The 16,085-nt window shown below is 60.0% G+C and carries 13 protein-coding genes; 9 read left to right on the forward strand and 4 right to left on the reverse strand.

Translation table 11 applies throughout. From position 1 onward, the window contains the following. Positions 1–58: 58 nt before the first annotated feature. The 6 genes from ydcS to SB725_RS06690 all read left to right on the forward strand — a co-directional run bounded on the left by ydcS (position 59) and on the right by SB725_RS06690 (position 7,549). A complete protein-coding gene (ydcS, locus tag SB725_RS06665; RefSeq protein WP_027924926.1) occupies positions 59–1,210 on the forward strand; it encodes a putative ABC transporter substrate-binding protein YdcS in 1,152 nt (383 codons plus the stop codon). Positions 1,211–1,446: 236 nt separating this feature from the next. Then, positions 1,447–2,484 (forward strand): ABC transporter ATP-binding protein, encoded by a 1,038-nt coding sequence (locus SB725_RS06670; protein ID WP_410921453.1) that lies wholly within the window; start codon positions 1,447–1,449, stop codon positions 2,482–2,484. Between the two features lies 1 nt (position 2,485). Next, positions 2,486–3,433, forward strand: coding sequence for an ABC transporter permease (locus SB725_RS06675; protein WP_410921454.1), 948 nt, complete (start codon positions 2,486–2,488; stop codon positions 3,431–3,433). Continuing rightward, on the forward strand, positions 3,423–4,232 hold the full coding sequence (locus tag SB725_RS06680; RefSeq protein WP_027924923.1) for an ABC transporter permease: 810 nt from the start codon (positions 3,423–3,425) through the stop codon (positions 4,230–4,232). Before SB725_RS06675 ends, SB725_RS06680 begins: the two co-directional genes overlap by 11 nt. A gap of 165 nt (positions 4,233–4,397) precedes the next feature. Continuing rightward, the gene (locus SB725_RS06685) at positions 4,398–5,822 is read left to right on the forward strand and encodes a gamma-aminobutyraldehyde dehydrogenase (RefSeq protein WP_059181560.1); all 1,425 of its coding nucleotides are present in this window, start codon (positions 4,398–4,400) and stop codon (positions 5,820–5,822) included. Between the two features lie 242 nt (positions 5,823–6,064). Beyond that, positions 6,065–7,549: an APC family permease gene (locus SB725_RS06690; protein ID WP_027924921.1), complete on the forward strand. Its 1,485-nt coding sequence runs from the start codon at positions 6,065–6,067 to the stop codon at positions 7,547–7,549. A 101-nt stretch (positions 7,550–7,650) separates the two neighbouring features. Here the strand turns inward: SB725_RS06690 and SB725_RS06695 are convergent, their stop codons facing one another. Continuing rightward, positions 7,651–7,836: a hypothetical protein gene (locus SB725_RS06695; RefSeq protein ID WP_027924920.1), complete on the reverse strand. Its 186-nt coding sequence runs from the start codon at positions 7,834–7,836 to the stop codon at positions 7,651–7,653. A gap of 392 nt (positions 7,837–8,228) precedes the next feature. Between SB725_RS06695 and SB725_RS06700 the strand changes: the two genes are divergently transcribed. Next, complete coding sequence (locus SB725_RS06700) at positions 8,229–9,854, forward strand: glucan biosynthesis protein D (RefSeq protein ID WP_194939942.1); 1,626 nt, start codon at positions 8,229–8,231, stop codon at positions 9,852–9,854. Positions 9,855–10,061: 207 nt separating this feature from the next. On the opposite strand, the gene SB725_RS06705 is transcribed toward SB725_RS06700, so the two are convergent. The 3 genes from SB725_RS06705 to SB725_RS06715 form a co-directional block, all read right to left on the reverse strand. Then, a complete protein-coding gene (locus SB725_RS06705) occupies positions 10,062–11,168 on the reverse strand; it encodes an NADH:flavin oxidoreductase/NADH oxidase (RefSeq protein WP_410921455.1) in 1,107 nt (368 codons plus the stop codon). Positions 11,169–11,419: 251 nt separating this feature from the next. Next, the gene (gene recJ, locus SB725_RS06710; RefSeq protein ID WP_410921456.1) at positions 11,420–13,129 is read right to left on the reverse strand and encodes a single-stranded-DNA-specific exonuclease RecJ; all 1,710 of its coding nucleotides are present in this window, start codon (positions 13,127–13,129) and stop codon (positions 11,420–11,422) included. A gap of 55 nt (positions 13,130–13,184) precedes the next feature. Then, the gene (locus SB725_RS06715) at positions 13,185–13,727 is read right to left on the reverse strand and encodes a YaeQ family protein (protein WP_027924916.1); all 543 of its coding nucleotides are present in this window, start codon (positions 13,725–13,727) and stop codon (positions 13,185–13,187) included. Positions 13,728–13,874: 147 nt separating this feature from the next. On the opposite strand from SB725_RS06715, the gene SB725_RS06720 reads away from it, so the two are divergent. Together SB725_RS06720 and SB725_RS06725 are read left to right on the forward strand one after the other, a co-directional pair. Further along, the gene (locus tag SB725_RS06720) at positions 13,875–15,074 is read left to right on the forward strand and encodes a CaiB/BaiF CoA transferase family protein (protein ID WP_410921457.1); all 1,200 of its coding nucleotides are present in this window, start codon (positions 13,875–13,877) and stop codon (positions 15,072–15,074) included. Further along, positions 15,055–15,981: a TIGR02285 family protein gene (locus tag SB725_RS06725; protein WP_059181562.1), complete on the forward strand. Its 927-nt coding sequence runs from the start codon at positions 15,055–15,057 to the stop codon at positions 15,979–15,981. The genes SB725_RS06720 and SB725_RS06725 overlap by 20 nt, the downstream gene beginning before the upstream one ends. Positions 15,982–16,085 lie beyond the last annotated feature (104 nt).

The following is a 16,085-nucleotide window of genomic DNA, read 5'->3' on the forward strand; positions in this document are numbered from 1 at the left end:
GGCATGCTTCACCACGTTCACAACTGCCCCGACCATAATTAAAGAAGAGGGAATTCCCATGTTCGTGCACAAGACCGCACTGCTCAGTGCAATCACCACCGCGCTGCTGGCGAGTGCCAGCCTCCAGGCCGCCGAACCGCTGAAAGCGGTGGGGGCCGGCGAAGGTCAGCTGGATATTGTGGCTTGGCCGGGCTACATCGAACGTGGCGAAAGCGACAAGGCCTACGACTGGGTGACCGGTTTCGAGAAGGAGACCGGCTGCAAGGTCAATGTGAAAACCGCCGCCACTTCCGATGAAATGGTCAGTTTGATGGCCAAGGGCGGTTACGACCTGGTCACCGCCTCTGGCGATGCTTCGTTGCGGTTGATCGTCGGCAAGCGTGTGCAGCCGATCAACACCGCGTTGATCCCAAACTGGAAGAACATCGACCCGCGTCTGAAAGATGCGCCGTGGTACGTGGTCAACAAGCAGACCTACGGCACCCCATATCAGTGGGGCCCGAACGTGTTGATGTACAACACCAACGTGTTCAAGACTGCGCCGACCAGTTGGGGCGTGGTGTTCAATGCGCAAAACCTGCCGGACGGCAAGCCGAACAAGGGACGCGTGCAGGCCTATGACGGCCCGATCTACATCGCCGACGCCGCGCTGTACCTGAAAACCGCCAAGCCGGAATTGGGTATCCAGAACCCGTATGAACTGACCGAAGCCCAGTACAAAGCCGTGCTCGATCTGCTGCGCGCCCAGCAGCCGCTGATCCACCGCTACTGGCACGACACCACCGTGCAGATGAGCGACTTCAAAAACGAAGGCGTGGTCGCGTCCGGCGCCTGGCCCTATCAAGTCAACGGCCTGATGAACGAGAAGCAGCCGATTGCGTCGACCATCCCGACAGAAGGCGCCACCGGTTGGGCCGACACCACCATGATGCACACCGAGGCCAAGCACCCGAACTGCGCTTACAAGTGGATGGACTGGTCGCTGCAACCGAAAGTCCAGGGTGATGTGGCGGCGTGGTTTGGTTCGTTGCCAGCGGTGCCAGCGGCGTGCACCGGCAGCGAATTGCTCGGCGCTGAAGGTTGCAAGACCAATGGTTTCGACCAGTTCGAGAAGATCGCCTTCTGGAAAACCCCGCAGGCTGAAGGCGGCAAGTTCGTGCCATACAGCCGCTGGACCCAGGACTACATCGCAATCATGGGCGGCCGCTAACCCACCGGCCCCTGTGGCGAGGGAGCTTGCTCCCGCTGGGTGGCGAAGCTGCCCCAAAACCCGTTAATGCGGTCAATCAGAGAGACCGCATCAGTCCTTTTGGGAGTGCTGCGCACTCCAGCGGGAGCAAGCTCCCTCGCCACAATAAGTTTTCCAACCAGAAAGTTGATTCAGATTTTTCAGAAGTCCAGGCAGGGCCGCTGTGACGGCCCTCGCCTTTTTTGGAGCACCGCACCATGACGCTTGCAGTCCAGTTCACCAACGTTTCCCGTCTGTACGGCGAAGTGAAAGCCGTAGACCGGGTTTCCATCGACATCCAGGACGGCGAGTTTTTCTCCATGCTGGGCCCTTCCGGCTCGGGCAAAACCACCTGTTTGCGCCTGATTGCCGGTTTCGAACAACCGAGTGCAGGCTCGATCCGCATTCATGGCGAAGAAGCCGCCGGGCTGCCGCCGTATGAGCGTGACGTCAACACGGTATTTCAGGATTACGCGCTGTTCCCGCACATGAACGTCCTCGACAACGTCGCCTACGGTTTGAAAGTCAAAGGCGTTGGTAAAGCCGAACGGCAGAAACGCGCCGAAGAAGCCCTCGACATGGTCGCCCTCGGCGGCTACGGCGAGCGCAAACCGGTGCAACTGTCCGGTGGTCAGCGCCAGCGTGTGGCTCTGGCCCGCGCGCTGGTCAATCGCCCGCGTGTGCTGCTGCTCGACGAGCCGTTGGGCGCCCTCGACTTGAAGCTGCGCGAGCAGATGCAAAGCGAGCTGAAGAAACTGCAACGCCAACTCGGCATCACCTTCATCTTCGTCACCCACGACCAGACCGAAGCGCTGTCGATGTCTGACCGCGTAGCCGTGTTCAACAAGGGCCGCATCGAACAGGTCGACACCCCGCGCAATCTCTACATGAAACCGGCCACGACCTTTGTCGCCGAATTCGTCGGCACCTCGAATGTGATTCGCGGCGATCTGGCGAAGCAGTTGAGTGGCAACCCACAGCCGTTTTCGATTCGCCCGGAACACGTGCGATTTGCCGAAGGCCCGTTGGCCAGCCACGAGATCGAAGTCAGCGGTTTGCTCCACGACATTCAGTACCAAGGCAGCGCCACGCGCTACGAGATGAAACTGGAAAACGGCCAGACCCTGAACATCAGCCAGGCCAACAACCAATGGCTGGACGTCAGCGCCCAGCACCAGACCGGGCAACGCATCAGCGCTCGCTGGGCACGGGAAGCGATGATCCCGCTGCACGACACCGTTGTCGGCGGGGTGTGAGATGAACACCGTGGCTATCCCTCAAACCCCGGCCAACGGTTCGCCGTTGCGCAGGTTTTCCAACCTGTTGTATCGCCGGCCGAACCTGTACCTGTCGATGCTGCTGGTGCCGCCGCTGCTATGGTTCGGCGCTATTTACCTCGGCTCGTTGCTGGTGCTGTTGTGGCAAGGTTTCTACACCTTCGATGACTTCACCATGGCGGTCACACCCGACCTGACCCTGGCGAACTTCGCGGCGCTGTTCCAGCCGTCGAACTTCGACATTATCCTGCGCACCTTGAGCATGGCCGTCGTCGTCTCCATCGCCAGCGCCATCGTCGCGTTCCCGATCGCCTACTACATGGCGCGCTACACCACCGGCAAGACCAAGGCGTTTTTCTATATCGCGGTGATGATGCCGATGTGGGCCAGTTACATCGTCAAGGCGTATGCCTGGACCTTGCTGCTGGCCAAGGGCGGTGTCGCACAGTGGTTCGTTCAGCACTTGGGGCTGGAGCCGGTGTTGCAGTTTATGCTGGGCATTCCGGGCGTGGGCGGCAGCACCTTGTCGACCTCGCATCTGGGTCGCTTCATGGTGTTTGTCTACATCTGGCTGCCGTTCATGATCCTGCCGATCCAGGCGTCGCTGGAACGTCTGCCGCCATCGCTGTTGCAAGCCTCGGCAGACCTCGGCGCCAAGCCGCGCCAGACCTTCATGCAAGTGATTCTGCCGCTGTCGATTCCGGGCATTGCCGCCGGTTCGATCTTCACCTTTTCCCTGACCCTGGGCGACTTCATCGTGCCGCAACTGGTCGGCCCACCGGGCTACTTCGTCGGCAGCATGGTGTACGCCCAGCAAGGCGCGATCGGCAACATGCCAATGGCGGCGGCCTTCACCCTGGTGCCGATTGTGTTGATCGCCATCTACCTGACTATCGTCAAACGACTGGGGGCCTTCGATGCACTCTGAGAAAGCCTCTTTAGGCCTGAAAATCGCAGCCTGGGGCGGGTTGGTGTTTCTGCACTTCCCGATCCTGATCATCTTCCTCTACGCCTTCAATACCGAAGACGCCGCGTTCAGCTTTCCTCCCAAGGGTTTCACCCTGAAGTGGATCGGCGTGGCGTTCTCGCGGCCGGACGTGCTGGAAGCAATCAAGCTCTCGCTGGAGATCGCCTCCATCGCGACCTTGATCGCCATGGTCCTTGGCACCCTCGCTTCAGCGGCGTTGTACCGCCGGGACTTCTTCGGCAAACAAGGCATCTCGCTGATGCTGATCCTGCCGATTGCGTTGCCGGGGATCATCACCGGGATCGCATTACTGGCGACCTTCAAGACGCTGGGGATCGAGCCCGGGATGTTCACCATCATCGTCGGCCACGCGACCTTCTGCGTAGTGATCGTCTACAACAACGTCATCGCCCGTTTGCGCCGCACTTCGCACAGTTTGATCGAAGCCTCGATGGACCTCGGTGCCGATGGCTGGCAGACCTTCCGCTACATCGTCCTGCCGAACCTCGGCTCGGCGTTGCTGGCTGGCGGCATGCTCGCGTTTGCCCTGTCGTTCGACGAAATCATCGTCACCACCTTCACCGCCGGCCATGAACGCACCCTGCCGCTGTGGCTGCTCAATCAGCTCAGCCGCCCACGGGACGTGCCGGTGACCAACGTCGTCGCGATGCTGGTGATGATGGTGACCATGCTGCCGATCCTTGGCGCCTATTACCTGACCCGGGGTGGCGAGAGTGTTGCCGGGAGCGGCGGTAAGTAAACAACTCACAGACAACAATTATCTCTGTGGGAGCGGGCTTGCCCGCGATGACTGACTGACATTCAACACATGTGTCGACTGTAAAACCGCTATCGCGGGCAAGCCCGCTCCCACAGGGCCTGATTTCCACAGAAGAACAACAATAGTTTTGAAGAGGACAGAACCATGCAAACCAAACTCTTGATCAACGGCCAACTGATCGACGGCGAAGGCCCCGCCCAACCCGTATTCAACCCGGCCCTCGGTCGCGTGTTGGTGGAAATCAATGAAGCCAGCGAAGCCCAGGTCGATGCGGCCGTGCGTGCCGCCGATGCTGCCTTCGACAGCTGGTCGCAAACCCCGCCGAAAGAACGTTCTCTGCTGCTGCTCAAACTCGCGGACGCCATCGAAGCCCATGGCGAAGAGCTGGCCAAGCTGGAATCGGACAACTGCGGCAAACCCTACAGCGCCGCGCTGAACGACGAGATCCCGGCCATTGCCGACGTGTTCCGTTTCTTCGCCGGCGCCAGCCGTTGCATGAGCGGTTCGGCGGGCGGGGAATACCTGCCGGGCCACACCTCGATGATCCGCCGCGACCCGGTCGGCGTGATCGCCTCCATCGCGCCGTGGAACTACCCGCTGATGATGGTCGCCTGGAAAATCGCCCCCGCCCTGGCCGCCGGTAATACCGTGGTGCTCAAGCCGTCGGAGCAAACCCCGCTGACCGCCCTGCGTCTGGCCGAACTGGCGTCGGACATTTTCCCGGCCGGCGTACTCAACCTGGTGTTTGGTCGTGGTCCATCGGTTGGCAGCCCATTGGTCACCCACCCGAAAGTGCGCATGGTGTCGCTGACCGGCTCGATTGCCACGGGCTCGAACATCATTTCCAGCACCGCCGACAGCGTCAAACGCATGCACATGGAATTGGGCGGCAAGGCCCCGGTGATCATCTTCGATGACGCCGACATCGACGCCGCCGTGGAAGGCATCCGCACCTTCGGTTTCTACAACGCCGGCCAGGACTGCACCGCCGCGTGCCGCATCTATGCGCAGGCTGGCATCTACGAAAAATTCGTCGAGAAACTCGGCGAGGCGGTCAGCAGCATCAAGTACGGTTTGCAGGATGATCCGTCGACCGAACTGGGGCCGCTGATCACCGCGCAACACCGCGACCGTGTGGCCGGGTTTGTCGAGCGCGCTATCGCGCAACCGCACATTCGCCTGATCACCGGCGGCAAGACTGTGGAAGGCAACGGGTTCTTCTTCGAGCCGACCGTGTTGGCCGATGCGCATCAGGATGACGAAATCGTTCGCCGCGAAGTGTTCGGGCCAGTGGTGTCGGTGACCCAATTCACCGATGAAGCGCAGGTGCTGGGCTGGGCCAACGATTCGGACTACGGCCTGGCGTCGTCAGTCTGGACCGCGGATGTCGGCCGCGCCCATCGGATGTCTGCTCGCTTGCAGTACGGGTGCACGTGGGTGAATACGCATTTCATGCTGGTCAGTGAAATGCCGCATGGCGGTCAGAAACTGTCCGGTTACGGGAAGGACATGTCGATGTATGGCCTGGAGGACTACACCGTCGTCCGGCATGTGATGTTCAAGCACTAAAAGCATCGCAGGCAAGCCAGCTCCCACAGGGATTGCGCAAGACCTGTGGGAGCCGGGCTTGTCGGATCGCCGCACCGCCGCGATGGCATCACCGCAAACTCAAGGAAGAAACCGGCACTTAGCATCACCCAGGTTCCACCCCAAAGAAGCCAAAACAATAACCACCGATCCGGGCAGCGCCTCACGGCCCCGCCACGGTTTCGGACATCCGAAATCTGCCGATTTTCCGGAGCTGACACACTATGAGTACAACACCCGAACTCGCTGTAGCCGTCGCCGACAGCGACGCCGAGCAGTTACGCAAACTGGGTTACACGTCGAACTTCAATCGCAGCATGAGCCTGTGGGAAAACTTCGCCCTGGGCTTCACTTACCTCTCGCCGGTCGTAGGGGTTTATACCCTCTTCGGCCTGTGTCTGGCCGCAGGCGGGCCACCGATGTTCTGGGCCTATTTGCTGGTCGGTTGCGGCCAGTTGCTGGTGTGCCTGATCTTCGGTGAAGTGGTTTCGCAATTCCCGATTTCCGGTGGCGTCTACCCGTGGGCCCGCCGCTTGGTGGGCAAACGCTGGGCGTGGATGGTCGGCTGGATCTACTCCATCGCCCTGTGCGTCACCATCGCCGCCGTTGCCGTCGGTGCCGGTCCGTACCTGGCCGCCATGATGGGTTTTGAGCCGAGCAACAACACCAACATCATCATCGCCCTGTTCCTCACGCTGTTCGCCACCCTGGTCAACCTCAGCGGCACCAAGGTACTGGCGCGTATCGCCATGTTCGGTTTTCTGTGCGAGCTGGTCGGCGCGGTGATCGTCGGCGTTTACCTGCTGGTGTTCGAGCGTCATCAGCCGCTCAGCGTGTTGTTCAACACCTTCGACATCAGCGTCGACGGCTCGTACTTGCCCGCCTTCCTCACCGCTTCGCTGGCGGGGATGTTCCTGTACTACGGCTTCGAGGCCTGCGGCGATGTGGCCGAAGAAACCCCGAACCCGAGCAAGAAAATCCCGGTGGCCATGCGCATGACCATCTACATCGGCGGCATCGCAGCGATGTTCGCCTGCCTGGCGCTGATCCTCGCCGTGCCGGACATGCAAGCCGTGATCAACGGCACCGACAAAGACCCGGTCACCACCATCCTCAACAACGCCTTCGGCCCGGTCGGTTCGAAAGTGGTGATGGGCGTGGTGATGATTTCCTTTATCTCCTGCGTCATCAGCCTGCAAGCGGCGGCGAGCCGTCTGCTGTACTCCTACGCACGCGATGAAATGATCATCGGCAGCTCACTGCTGAAAAAGATCTCTACAGCCACTCAGGTGCCGGTAGCGGCGCTGTTCGTCTCCGGTGTCCTGCCGGCGCTGATCATCATCCTCGGCTTCTTCCTGCAGGATGCAGTGGCAACCATCGTCAGCTTCGCGGCGATCGGCATCTACCTGGCCTTCCAGATGATCGTGCTCGGGGCCCTCTATGCCCGCATGAAAGGCTGGAAACCGAGCGGCAAATTCACCCTCGGTGCCTGGGGCTGGCTGGTAAACATCGGCGCGCTGGCCTACGGCGTCGGCGCGATCGTCAACATGGCCTGGCCACGCACACCGGATGCAGCGTGGTACATCAACTACGCCATGGTGCTGAGCACGGCGATCGTGATTGGTTTGGGCTTGTTGTACATGTGGATGGCCAAGCCGTATGACCACGGGACTGCGCCTTCGGGGGACGCTTGGAAGGCTAGTCGGTAAACATACTTGCTCAGCCCGCAGCGATGCGGGGTAAAAGATGAAAAAGGGGCAGACTTCACAGTCCGCCCCTTGGCTTTCCAACAAGACTTAATCTCCAACCCTCAAAACCGCGAAACAGTCCGCATCGCATCCACCAGATACCGCATCGCAATCCGGTCGCTCTCCGACAGCTCTCGATACCGTTCCAACAACTTCATTTCGTCCGGGCTGAGTCGGCGCCTTCGCCGGCCGCTGGCCAGGCAAGGAAGAATGCCTAACATTTCGGTGATGCCTTGTACTTTTGTCATCGACGATGTCCTTCTATAAGACCGAGAAAACTTCAAAAACCGCATCGCCCTCTCCTTTTTGTTTGTCGCCGGCCTTAAGGGCTGAAGCCGGTCATGAGCACAGAATAGGAACATTCCCGGCACTGAAAAGCGGTTTTTAGAGTAATTAGTCAAAAAAAGCAGAAATGCCCTATAAATCAGAAGGCGCTGTCAGAAAAATGAACCGAAATGTCTTGTTTCATTGCCGAACCATCAAAGTGCTATCCATCAATTTTGGTCTGTGATCGAACGGTTTAAGCTATTTGGCATCTCTTTACAGTCCGTTGCGTTTGGTCGAAGGCATGTCCGAACCGTTATTTTTGATCCAGCACGTGCCAGGAACGGCGCGGGATTGCTCACGACAGGTTGTACTTATGCATCGCAGGAATTTGCTCAAAGCGTCCATGGCCATCGCGGCCTACACCGGTTTGTCCGCCACCGGCCTGTTGGCCAGCCGTGCCTGGGCGGGCAACGGTACGGCGGATGGCGAGGCTCAGGCGTTCGATTTTGAAGCGCTGAAGATTCAGGCCAAGCAGCTCGCCGGCAACCGCTATCAGGACACCAAGCAGGTGCTGCCGCCGACGCTGGCGACCATGACGCCGCAGAACTTCAACGCGATCCGCTACGACGCGAATCACTCGCTGTGGAAGGATTTGAACGGTCAGCTGGACGTGCAGTTTTTCCACGTCGGCATGGGGTTCAAGCAGCCGGTGCGCATGTACAGCGTCGATCCCAAGACGCGTCAGGCGCGGGAGGTGCATTTCCGCCCTTCGCTGTTCAACTATGAAAAAACCACGGTCGACACCAAGCAGCTGACGGGCGACCTGGGGTTTTCCGGGTTCAAGCTGTTCAAGGCTCCGGAGCTGGACCGGCACGATGTGTTGTCTTTCCTCGGCGCGAGTTACTTCCGTGCGGTAGACGCCACCGGCCAGTACGGTCTGTCGGCGCGCGGGTTGGCGATTGATACGTACGCCAAGAAGCGCGAGGAGTTTCCGGACTTCACCAAGTTCTGGTTCGAGACGCCGGACAAGGACAGCACCCGTTTCGTGGTCTACGCCCTGCTGGATTCGCCGAGCGCGACCGGTGCTTACCGTTTCGACATCGATTGCCAGGCCAGTCAGGTGGTCATGGCTGTCGATGCCCACATCAACGCGCGTACCGCCATCGAGCAACTGGGCATCGCGCCGATGACCAGCATGTTCAGCTGCGGCACCCATGAGCGGCGCATGTGCGACACCATTCACCCGCAGATCCACGACTCGGATCGTCTGGCGATGTGGCGCGGCAACGGTGAGTGGATCTGCCGCCCGCTGAACAACCCCGCGACACTGCAATTCAATGCCTTTGCCGACACCGATCCGAAAGGTTTCGGCCTGGTACAGACCGACCATGAGTTCGCCAGCTACCAGGACACCGTCGATTGGTACAGCAAGCGTCCGAGCCTGTGGGTAGAACCGACAACGGCGTGGGGCGAAGGCTCTATCGATCTGCTGGAAATTCCTACCACCGGCGAGACGCTGGATAACATCGTCGCGTTCTGGACCCCGAAAAAACCGGTCGCGGCCGGTGATTCCCTGAATTACGGCTACAAGCTCTACTGGAGCGCGCTGCCTCCGGTCGGCACGCCGCTGGCGCGGGTCAATGCGACCCGTTCGGGCATGGGCGGCTTCACCGAAGGCTGGGCGCCGGGCGAGCATTACCCGGAAGTCTGGGCGCGGCGCTTTGCGGTGGACTTCACCGGTGGCGGTCTGGATCGCTTGCCGGAAGGCGCAGGGATCGAGCCCGTGGTGACGTGCTCGAACGGGCAGGTGAAGGATTTCAATGTGTTGGTGCTGGACGACATCAAGGGTTATCGCATTACCTTTGACTGGTTCCCGACCAATGACAGCGTGGAGCCGGTAGAGCTGCGGTTGTTCATCCGGACCAATGACCGGACGTTGAGTGAGACCTGGTTGTATCAGTACTTTCCGCCGGCGCCGGATAAGCGTAAGTACACCTGAAGTTAAGGGTTGTCTGGGCGGGCCTCTTCGCGGGCAAGCCCGCTCCCACAAGGATCGGCTGTGTTGCACAAAAGGAGTGAACTCTACTGAAACCCTGTGGGAGCGGGCTTGCCCGCGAAGACGGCCTGACAGGCGACAAATGTTCCCGCCCAGAAACGCAAAAGCCCCGATCACATCGATCGGGGCTTTTTGGTTTTACAGCCGCATTCAGTCACGCAAATCCGACTCATGTATCGGCTGATCCCGGTGCGTCGCCCGCTGGTATTGCGCAGGCCAGATAGCCTTGCGCCCGCCTAAATCATCATCGGCATGCAGCGGCCAATACGGATCGCGCAGCAGTTCTCGCGCCAGGAAGATGATGTCCGCCTGGCATGTGCGCAAGATATGTTCGGCCTGGGCCGGCTCGGTGATCATGCCGACCGTGCCGGTGGCAATGCCCGACTCCTTGCGCACGCGCTCGGCGAAGCGGGTTTGATAACCGGGTCCTGTCGGAATTTCGGCATTGGCCGCCGTACCGCCCGAGGACACGTCGATCAGGTCCACGCCCAGCCCTTTGAGGCGGCGCGCCAGTTCCACGGTTTCATCCGGGTTCCAGCCATCTTCCACCCAATCGGTGGCCGATACCCGCACGAACAGCGGCAGTTCTTCAGGCCATACCGCACGCACCGCTTCGGTGACTTGCAGCACCAGTCGGATGCGATTCTCGAATGAACCACCGTATTGATCGCGCCGCTGATTGCTCAGGGGCGACAGAAATTGATGCAACAGGTAACCGTGGGCGGCGTGGATTTCGACCACTTTGAATCCGGCGGTCAATGCACGCTGGGCAGCAGCGACAAAAGCCTGAATGACCTCAGCGATCTCGCTTTCTTCGAGTTGCCTTGGGTGCGTGTGCTGCGGGTCGAAAGCAATAGTCGACGGGCCTACCGGCACCCAGCCGCCGTCTTCGGGTTTAACGCTGCCATGTTTGCCAAGCCACGGCCGATGAGTGCTGGCCTTGCGCCCGGCGTGTGCCAACTGGATGCCGGCCACAGCGCCCTGAGCGGCGATGAAGCGGGTAATGCGTTGCAGGGGTTCGATCTGCTCGTCAGTCCACAGGCCAAGGTCTTGAGCGGTGATGCGCCCGTCGGCGGTGACGGCGGTTGCTTCGGTAAACACCAGGCCGGCGCCACCGACTGCACGACTGCCGAGGTGGACAAGGTGCCAGTCATTGGCCAGCCCATCGACGCTGGAGTACTGGCACATCGGGGAGACCGCGATACGGTTGAGCAGGGTCAATTGACGCAGGGTAAAGGGTTCAAGCAGCAGACTCATGGGGCACCTCTCGAATCAGTGGGCAGGCTCCAGGGTTCTGTTTGAAAAGTCGACGAGTGACAGGAAAAAGGCGCAGCACCCGCCCCCGCGGGCAAAAAATTCGACAAGACGTCACAAGGATAATCAAGCAGTGCTTAGAGCCTAGTCGACATCGGGGGATGAGGGAGGGTTCCTGGGATATTTGGCGTCAGGAAGATCGCTATCGCGGGCACGCCATGCGCCTGTAGGAGCAAGGCTTGCCCGCGATGGGGTCACCGCGGTTCGATGTGGGCAATCATCAACTGCACGGTTTCGTTACCGCGAAACTCGTTGAGGTCGAGTTTGTAGGCCAGTTCCACCCACTTGATGGTCGGGTTCGGCCAGATATCACGGTCGATGCCGAAGGCGATGCCGTCGAGTTTCACCGAACCGCATTCGCTTTTCAGTACCACTTTCAGGTGGCGTTCACCGACAACGCGCTGCTCAACCAGTTGGAACACGCCATGGAACAGCGGCTCCGGAAAGTGCTGCCCCCAAGGACCGGCATGACGCAGGGCCCGCGCCAGTTCGAGGTGGAACTCTTCGACCGCCAGCGTGCCGTCCGACAGCAGCCGGCCGGTCAGGTCTTCTTCACGCAATTGCCGACGCACTTCCGCATCAAAGGCCTCGGCAAACAGCGGAAAATTCGCTTCCGGTAGCGTCAGCCCGGCCGCCATCGCGTGGCCGCCGTACTTGCTGATCAGGTTGGGATGTTGCGCGGCCACCACGCTCAGCGCGTCGCGAATGTGGAACCCCTGAACCGAACGCCCCGAGCCCTTGAGCAAGCCGTCACCGGCATCGGCAAAGGCGATGGTCGGGCGGAAATAGCGCTCTTTCATCCGTGAAGCAAGGATGCCGATGACACCCTGGTGCCACTCGGGATCGAACAGGCACAAACCGAACGGCATCGACTCGACCGGCAAATCCTTCAGTTGCGCCAGCGCTTCGCGCTGCATGCCCTGTTCGATGGATTTGCGGTCCTGGTTCATGCCGTCGAGTTGCACGGCCATTTCCCGCGCCAGCCCCGCGTCGTCGGTGAGCAGGCATTCGATGCCCAGGCTCATGTCGTCCAGCCGCCCTGCCGCGTTAAGGCGCGGGCCGACAATGAAGCCCAGATCAGTAGAGGTGATGCGCGCCGGCTCACGCTTGGCGACTTCGAGAATCGCCTTGATCCCCGGCCGCGCACGCCCGGCGCGAATCCGTTCCAGACCTTGATGGACCAGAATCCGGTTGTTGGCATCCAGCGGCACCACGTCGGCGACGCTGCCCAGCGCCACCAGGTCCAGCAACTCGCCAATGTTCGGCTGCGGCTTGCTCTCGTACCAGCCAAGGCTGCGCAAACGCGCACGCAGCGCCATCAGTACATAGAAAATCACCCCGACACCGGCCAATGCCTTGCTCGGGAAATCGCACCCTCGCTGGTTCGGATTGACGATGGCATCGGCCAGCGGCATTTCATCGCCGGGCAAGTGGTGGTCGGTGACCAGCACTTTTAGACCGGCCTTTTTCGCCGCCGCCACGCCTTCGACACTGGAAATACCGTTGTCCACGGTGATCAGCAATTGCGGCGTACGGGTCAACGCGACTTCGACAATCTCCGGCGTCAGGCCATAGCCGTACTCAAACCGGTTTGGCACCAGATAGTCGACGTGAGCCGCACCCAGCAGGCGCAAGCCCAACACGCCCACGGTACTGGCCGTGGCACCATCGGCGTCAAAGTCGCCGACGATCAGAATGCGCTGGCGCTGTTCCAGCGCCGTCACCAGCAAATCCACGGCGGCATCGATGCCTTTGAGCTGCTGGAACGGAATCAGCCGCGCCAGGCTCTTGTCCAGTTCAGCCTCGGTCAGCACGCCCCGCGCCGCGTACAGGCGGGTCAGCAGCGGCGGCAAATCACCGAGAAATGGCAGGGTGTCGGGCAACAGGCGAGGTTCGATACGCATGGGGTGACGGAAGCTTCTCTTGATTACGTGGGATGAGTCTGTTGCCAGCGCAGTATTAGCCGCGCTCGCCTTGCAGCCATTGCAACTGGACTTCGTGCTGACCACGGTCGTCGGTGACGAAAATCGTCCCTTCGCTGATCATCACGTCCCACTTGATCACCCGTGGCATGTCTTTGGCCAGGGTTTCCAGGATTTCCTGAGGCACGGCAGCAATGTGCACGTTCTTCAGGTTTTTGATCGCAGGGATCACTTTGGTTTCCCAGACGCGCAGGCTGCCATAAGCCAACAGGCTCGTGCGTTCGGTGCGACGCGAGCACCAGGTCAGGCGATCGGCGTCTGGCTGGCCGACTTCGATCCAGTGCAGGACGCGGTCGTCCAGGCTCTTTTCCCACAGGGCAGGTTCATCCACGTCAGACAGACCACGACCGAATGACAGCTGCTCGTTGTACCAGAAGGCGTAGGCCAACAGCCGCACGGTCATGCGCTCTTCGGTTTCCGAAGGGTGACGGGCGATGGTCTGCTTCACGGTCTCGTAGATGCTGCGGTCGAGGTCGGTGAGGTTCAGTTCAAACTTGTAGGTCGTGGACGGCTGGGCCATGAACGGGCTTCTTGATACGAGGAAAGGCGGCAAGTCTAACCGATGCTGTAGGCAATCATCGAACTGAAGGCGATTCTGCTTGCTCGTCTGACGTTCGGCTATGTTAAAACGCTATCTCTGCTCAGCCTTTGTCCTACAGGATCCCGCATGCCGCTCACCGGAAAACCGCTCTCAGGTCTGAAAGTCATCGAATTGGGTACGTTGATCGCCGGGCCGTTTGCCTCGCGCATTTGCGGCGAGTTTGGCGCCGAAGTGATCAAGATCGAATCCCCCGACGGTGGCGATCCATTGCGCAAATGGCGAAAACTGTACGAAGGCACCTCGCTGTGGTGGTTCGTCCAGGCGCGCAATAAAAAGTCCCTGACCCTGAACCTGAAACACCCGGATGGCCTGGCGATTCTGAAAAAACTGCTCGCTGAAGCGGACATCCTGATCGAGAATTTTCGCCCCGGTGTGCTGGAAAAGCTCGGCCTGGGTTGGGACGTCCTGCACGCGTTGAACCCGAAACTGGTGATGGTACGTCTCTCCGGTTTTGGTCAGACCGGGCCGATGAAGGACCAGCCAGGTTTCGGCGCGGTCGGTGAGTCCATGGGCGGCTTGCGCTACATCACCGGTTTCGAAGACCGACCACCGGTGCGCACCGGGATTTCCATCGGTGACTCGATTGCAGCACTCTGGGGCGTAATCGGCGCGCTGATGGCCCTGCGTCATCGCGAAGTGAACGGCGGCCTCGGCCAAGTGGTCGACGTGGCGTTGTACGAAGCCATCTTCGCCATGATGGAAAGCATGGTGCCGGAGTTCGATGTGTTTGGTTTCATTCGCGAACGCACCGGCAACATCATGCCGGGCATCACACCCTCTTCGATCCACACCAGCGCCGACGGCAAACATGTGCAGATCGGCGCCAACGGTGATGCGATTTTCAAACGGTTCATGCTGATCATCGGCCGCGAAGACCTGGCCAATGACCCGGTACTGGCCAGCAACGACGGACGTGACAGCCGTCGTGACGAGATTTACGGCGTGATCGATCGCTGGGTCAATTCACTGCCGCTGGATACCGTGATCGAACGGCTGAATCAGGCTGACGTGCCGGCCAGCCGGATCTTCAGTGCCGAAGACATGTTCAGCGACCCGCAATACCTGGCCAGGGAAATGTTCCTGCAGGCCAAGCTTCCGGACGGTAAAGATTTCAAGATGCCGGGCATTGTGCCGAAACTCTCAGAGACACCTGGCACTTCGGAATGGGTCGGGCCGCAGTTGGGCGAACATAATGCGCAGGTACTGCACGATCTTGGTTACGACAAGGTACAGATCGAAAAGCTGCGTGAAGACGGGGCCATCTAAGCTGAAGCGCCTGCTTTCATCAGCCCTCCACGCCCCCCGCAACGGGTGCGCAATGGCGGCTTTCTGGCTGTTGGCCGGGCTGGCACTCCCCGTCTCGGCGCAACCTAAAGAGACGCTGATCTGGTTGCTGCGTGATTTGCCACCGACGATGATCTTCGAGGGCCCGAAAAAAGGTCAGGGGATCATCGATCAGATGCTGCCGCTGTTGATTGCCGGCATGCCGCAATACGAACACATCCTGATGCGGGTCAACCGCGCCCGCGGTATGCAGATGCTTCACGAACCGTCGTTTACCTGCGATCCCTCGCTGGTCTGGACCAAGGAGCGGGAACAGTGGATCGCCTTTTCGATTCCAGCCTTCCGCGCCGTGAGCAATGGACTTGTGGTTCGCAAGGAAAATCGACCCGTGCTGGAACCGTTTCTGAGCGATGGTGAAGTCGATTTGGCAGCGCTGTTGGCCGGCAGTGGCAAGAAAGTCGGCGTGGTGGCCGAGCGCAGTTACGGACAAGTCCTCGATGCATTGCTAAAGCAGGCACCGGCCGGTGCTCTGACGCCTCACTACGGCAACGATGCGCTCGGCAGCCTGTTGCAGATGCAACGTCTGGGACGATTGCAGGTGGTGCTGGGTTACTGGCCAGAAATTCGCTACCTGGCTCGTCAAGAGCACATTTCCGATGATGAACTGGCGTTTTATCCGATCAAGGGCACGGGCAAATACATGTCCGGGCACATCGGTTGCACCAATACAGACCAGGGACGCCAGGCGATCAGCAGAATAAACCAGCTATTGCGCACACTGCCTCATGAGCGACTGGACCCGTTGTATGCCGACTGGCTCGATCCCGAAAGGCGTAAGGATTATCTGGCAGAAACCAAGGCGTTTTTCGAGCATCAGGCCGAGCACTGACAAATCGCGGGCAAAAAGAAACCCCGAGAAGTGGGGAGACGACTCGGGGTTAAACGTGGCCTACATAAAGACCAGTAGCAGCAAGCTACAAGCACCGGAGCACA

The organism is Pseudomonas sp. SIMBA_041 (assembly GCF_046535095.1).
Classification (GTDB): domain Bacteria; phylum Pseudomonadota; class Gammaproteobacteria; order Pseudomonadales; family Pseudomonadaceae; genus Aquipseudomonas; species Aquipseudomonas mucoides.

Bases quoted from the DNA above. Each gene is read 5' to 3' on its own strand.
- ydcS (WP_027924926.1), top strand. From the start codon at position 59: ATGTTCGTGCACAAGACCGCACTGCTCAGTGCAATCACCACCGCGCTG.
- SB725_RS06670 (WP_410921453.1), top strand. From the start codon at position 1,447: ATGACGCTTGCAGTCCAGTTCACCAACGTTTCCCGTCTGTACGGCGAA.
- SB725_RS06675 (WP_410921454.1), top strand. From the start codon at position 2,486: ATGAACACCGTGGCTATCCCTCAAACCCCGGCCAACGGTTCGCCGTTG.
- SB725_RS06680 (WP_027924923.1), top strand. From the start codon at position 3,423: ATGCACTCTGAGAAAGCCTCTTTAGGCCTGAAAATCGCAGCCTGGGGC.
- SB725_RS06685 (WP_059181560.1), top strand. From the start codon at position 4,398: ATGCAAACCAAACTCTTGATCAACGGCCAACTGATCGACGGCGAAGGC.
- SB725_RS06690 (WP_027924921.1), top strand. From the start codon at position 6,065: ATGAGTACAACACCCGAACTCGCTGTAGCCGTCGCCGACAGCGACGCC.
- SB725_RS06695 (WP_027924920.1), bottom strand. From the start codon at position 7,836: ATGACAAAAGTACAAGGCATCACCGAAATGTTAGGCATTCTTCCTTGC.
- SB725_RS06700 (WP_194939942.1), top strand. From the start codon at position 8,229: ATGCATCGCAGGAATTTGCTCAAAGCGTCCATGGCCATCGCGGCCTAC.
- SB725_RS06705 (WP_410921455.1), bottom strand. From the start codon at position 11,168: ATGAGTCTGCTGCTTGAACCCTTTACCCTGCGTCAATTGACCCTGCTC.
- recJ (WP_410921456.1), bottom strand. From the start codon at position 13,129: ATGCGTATCGAACCTCGCCTGTTGCCCGACACCCTGCCATTTCTCGGT.
- SB725_RS06715 (WP_027924916.1), bottom strand. From the start codon at position 13,727: ATGGCCCAGCCGTCCACGACCTACAAGTTTGAACTGAACCTCACCGAC.
- SB725_RS06720 (WP_410921457.1), top strand. From the start codon at position 13,875: ATGCCGCTCACCGGAAAACCGCTCTCAGGTCTGAAAGTCATCGAATTG.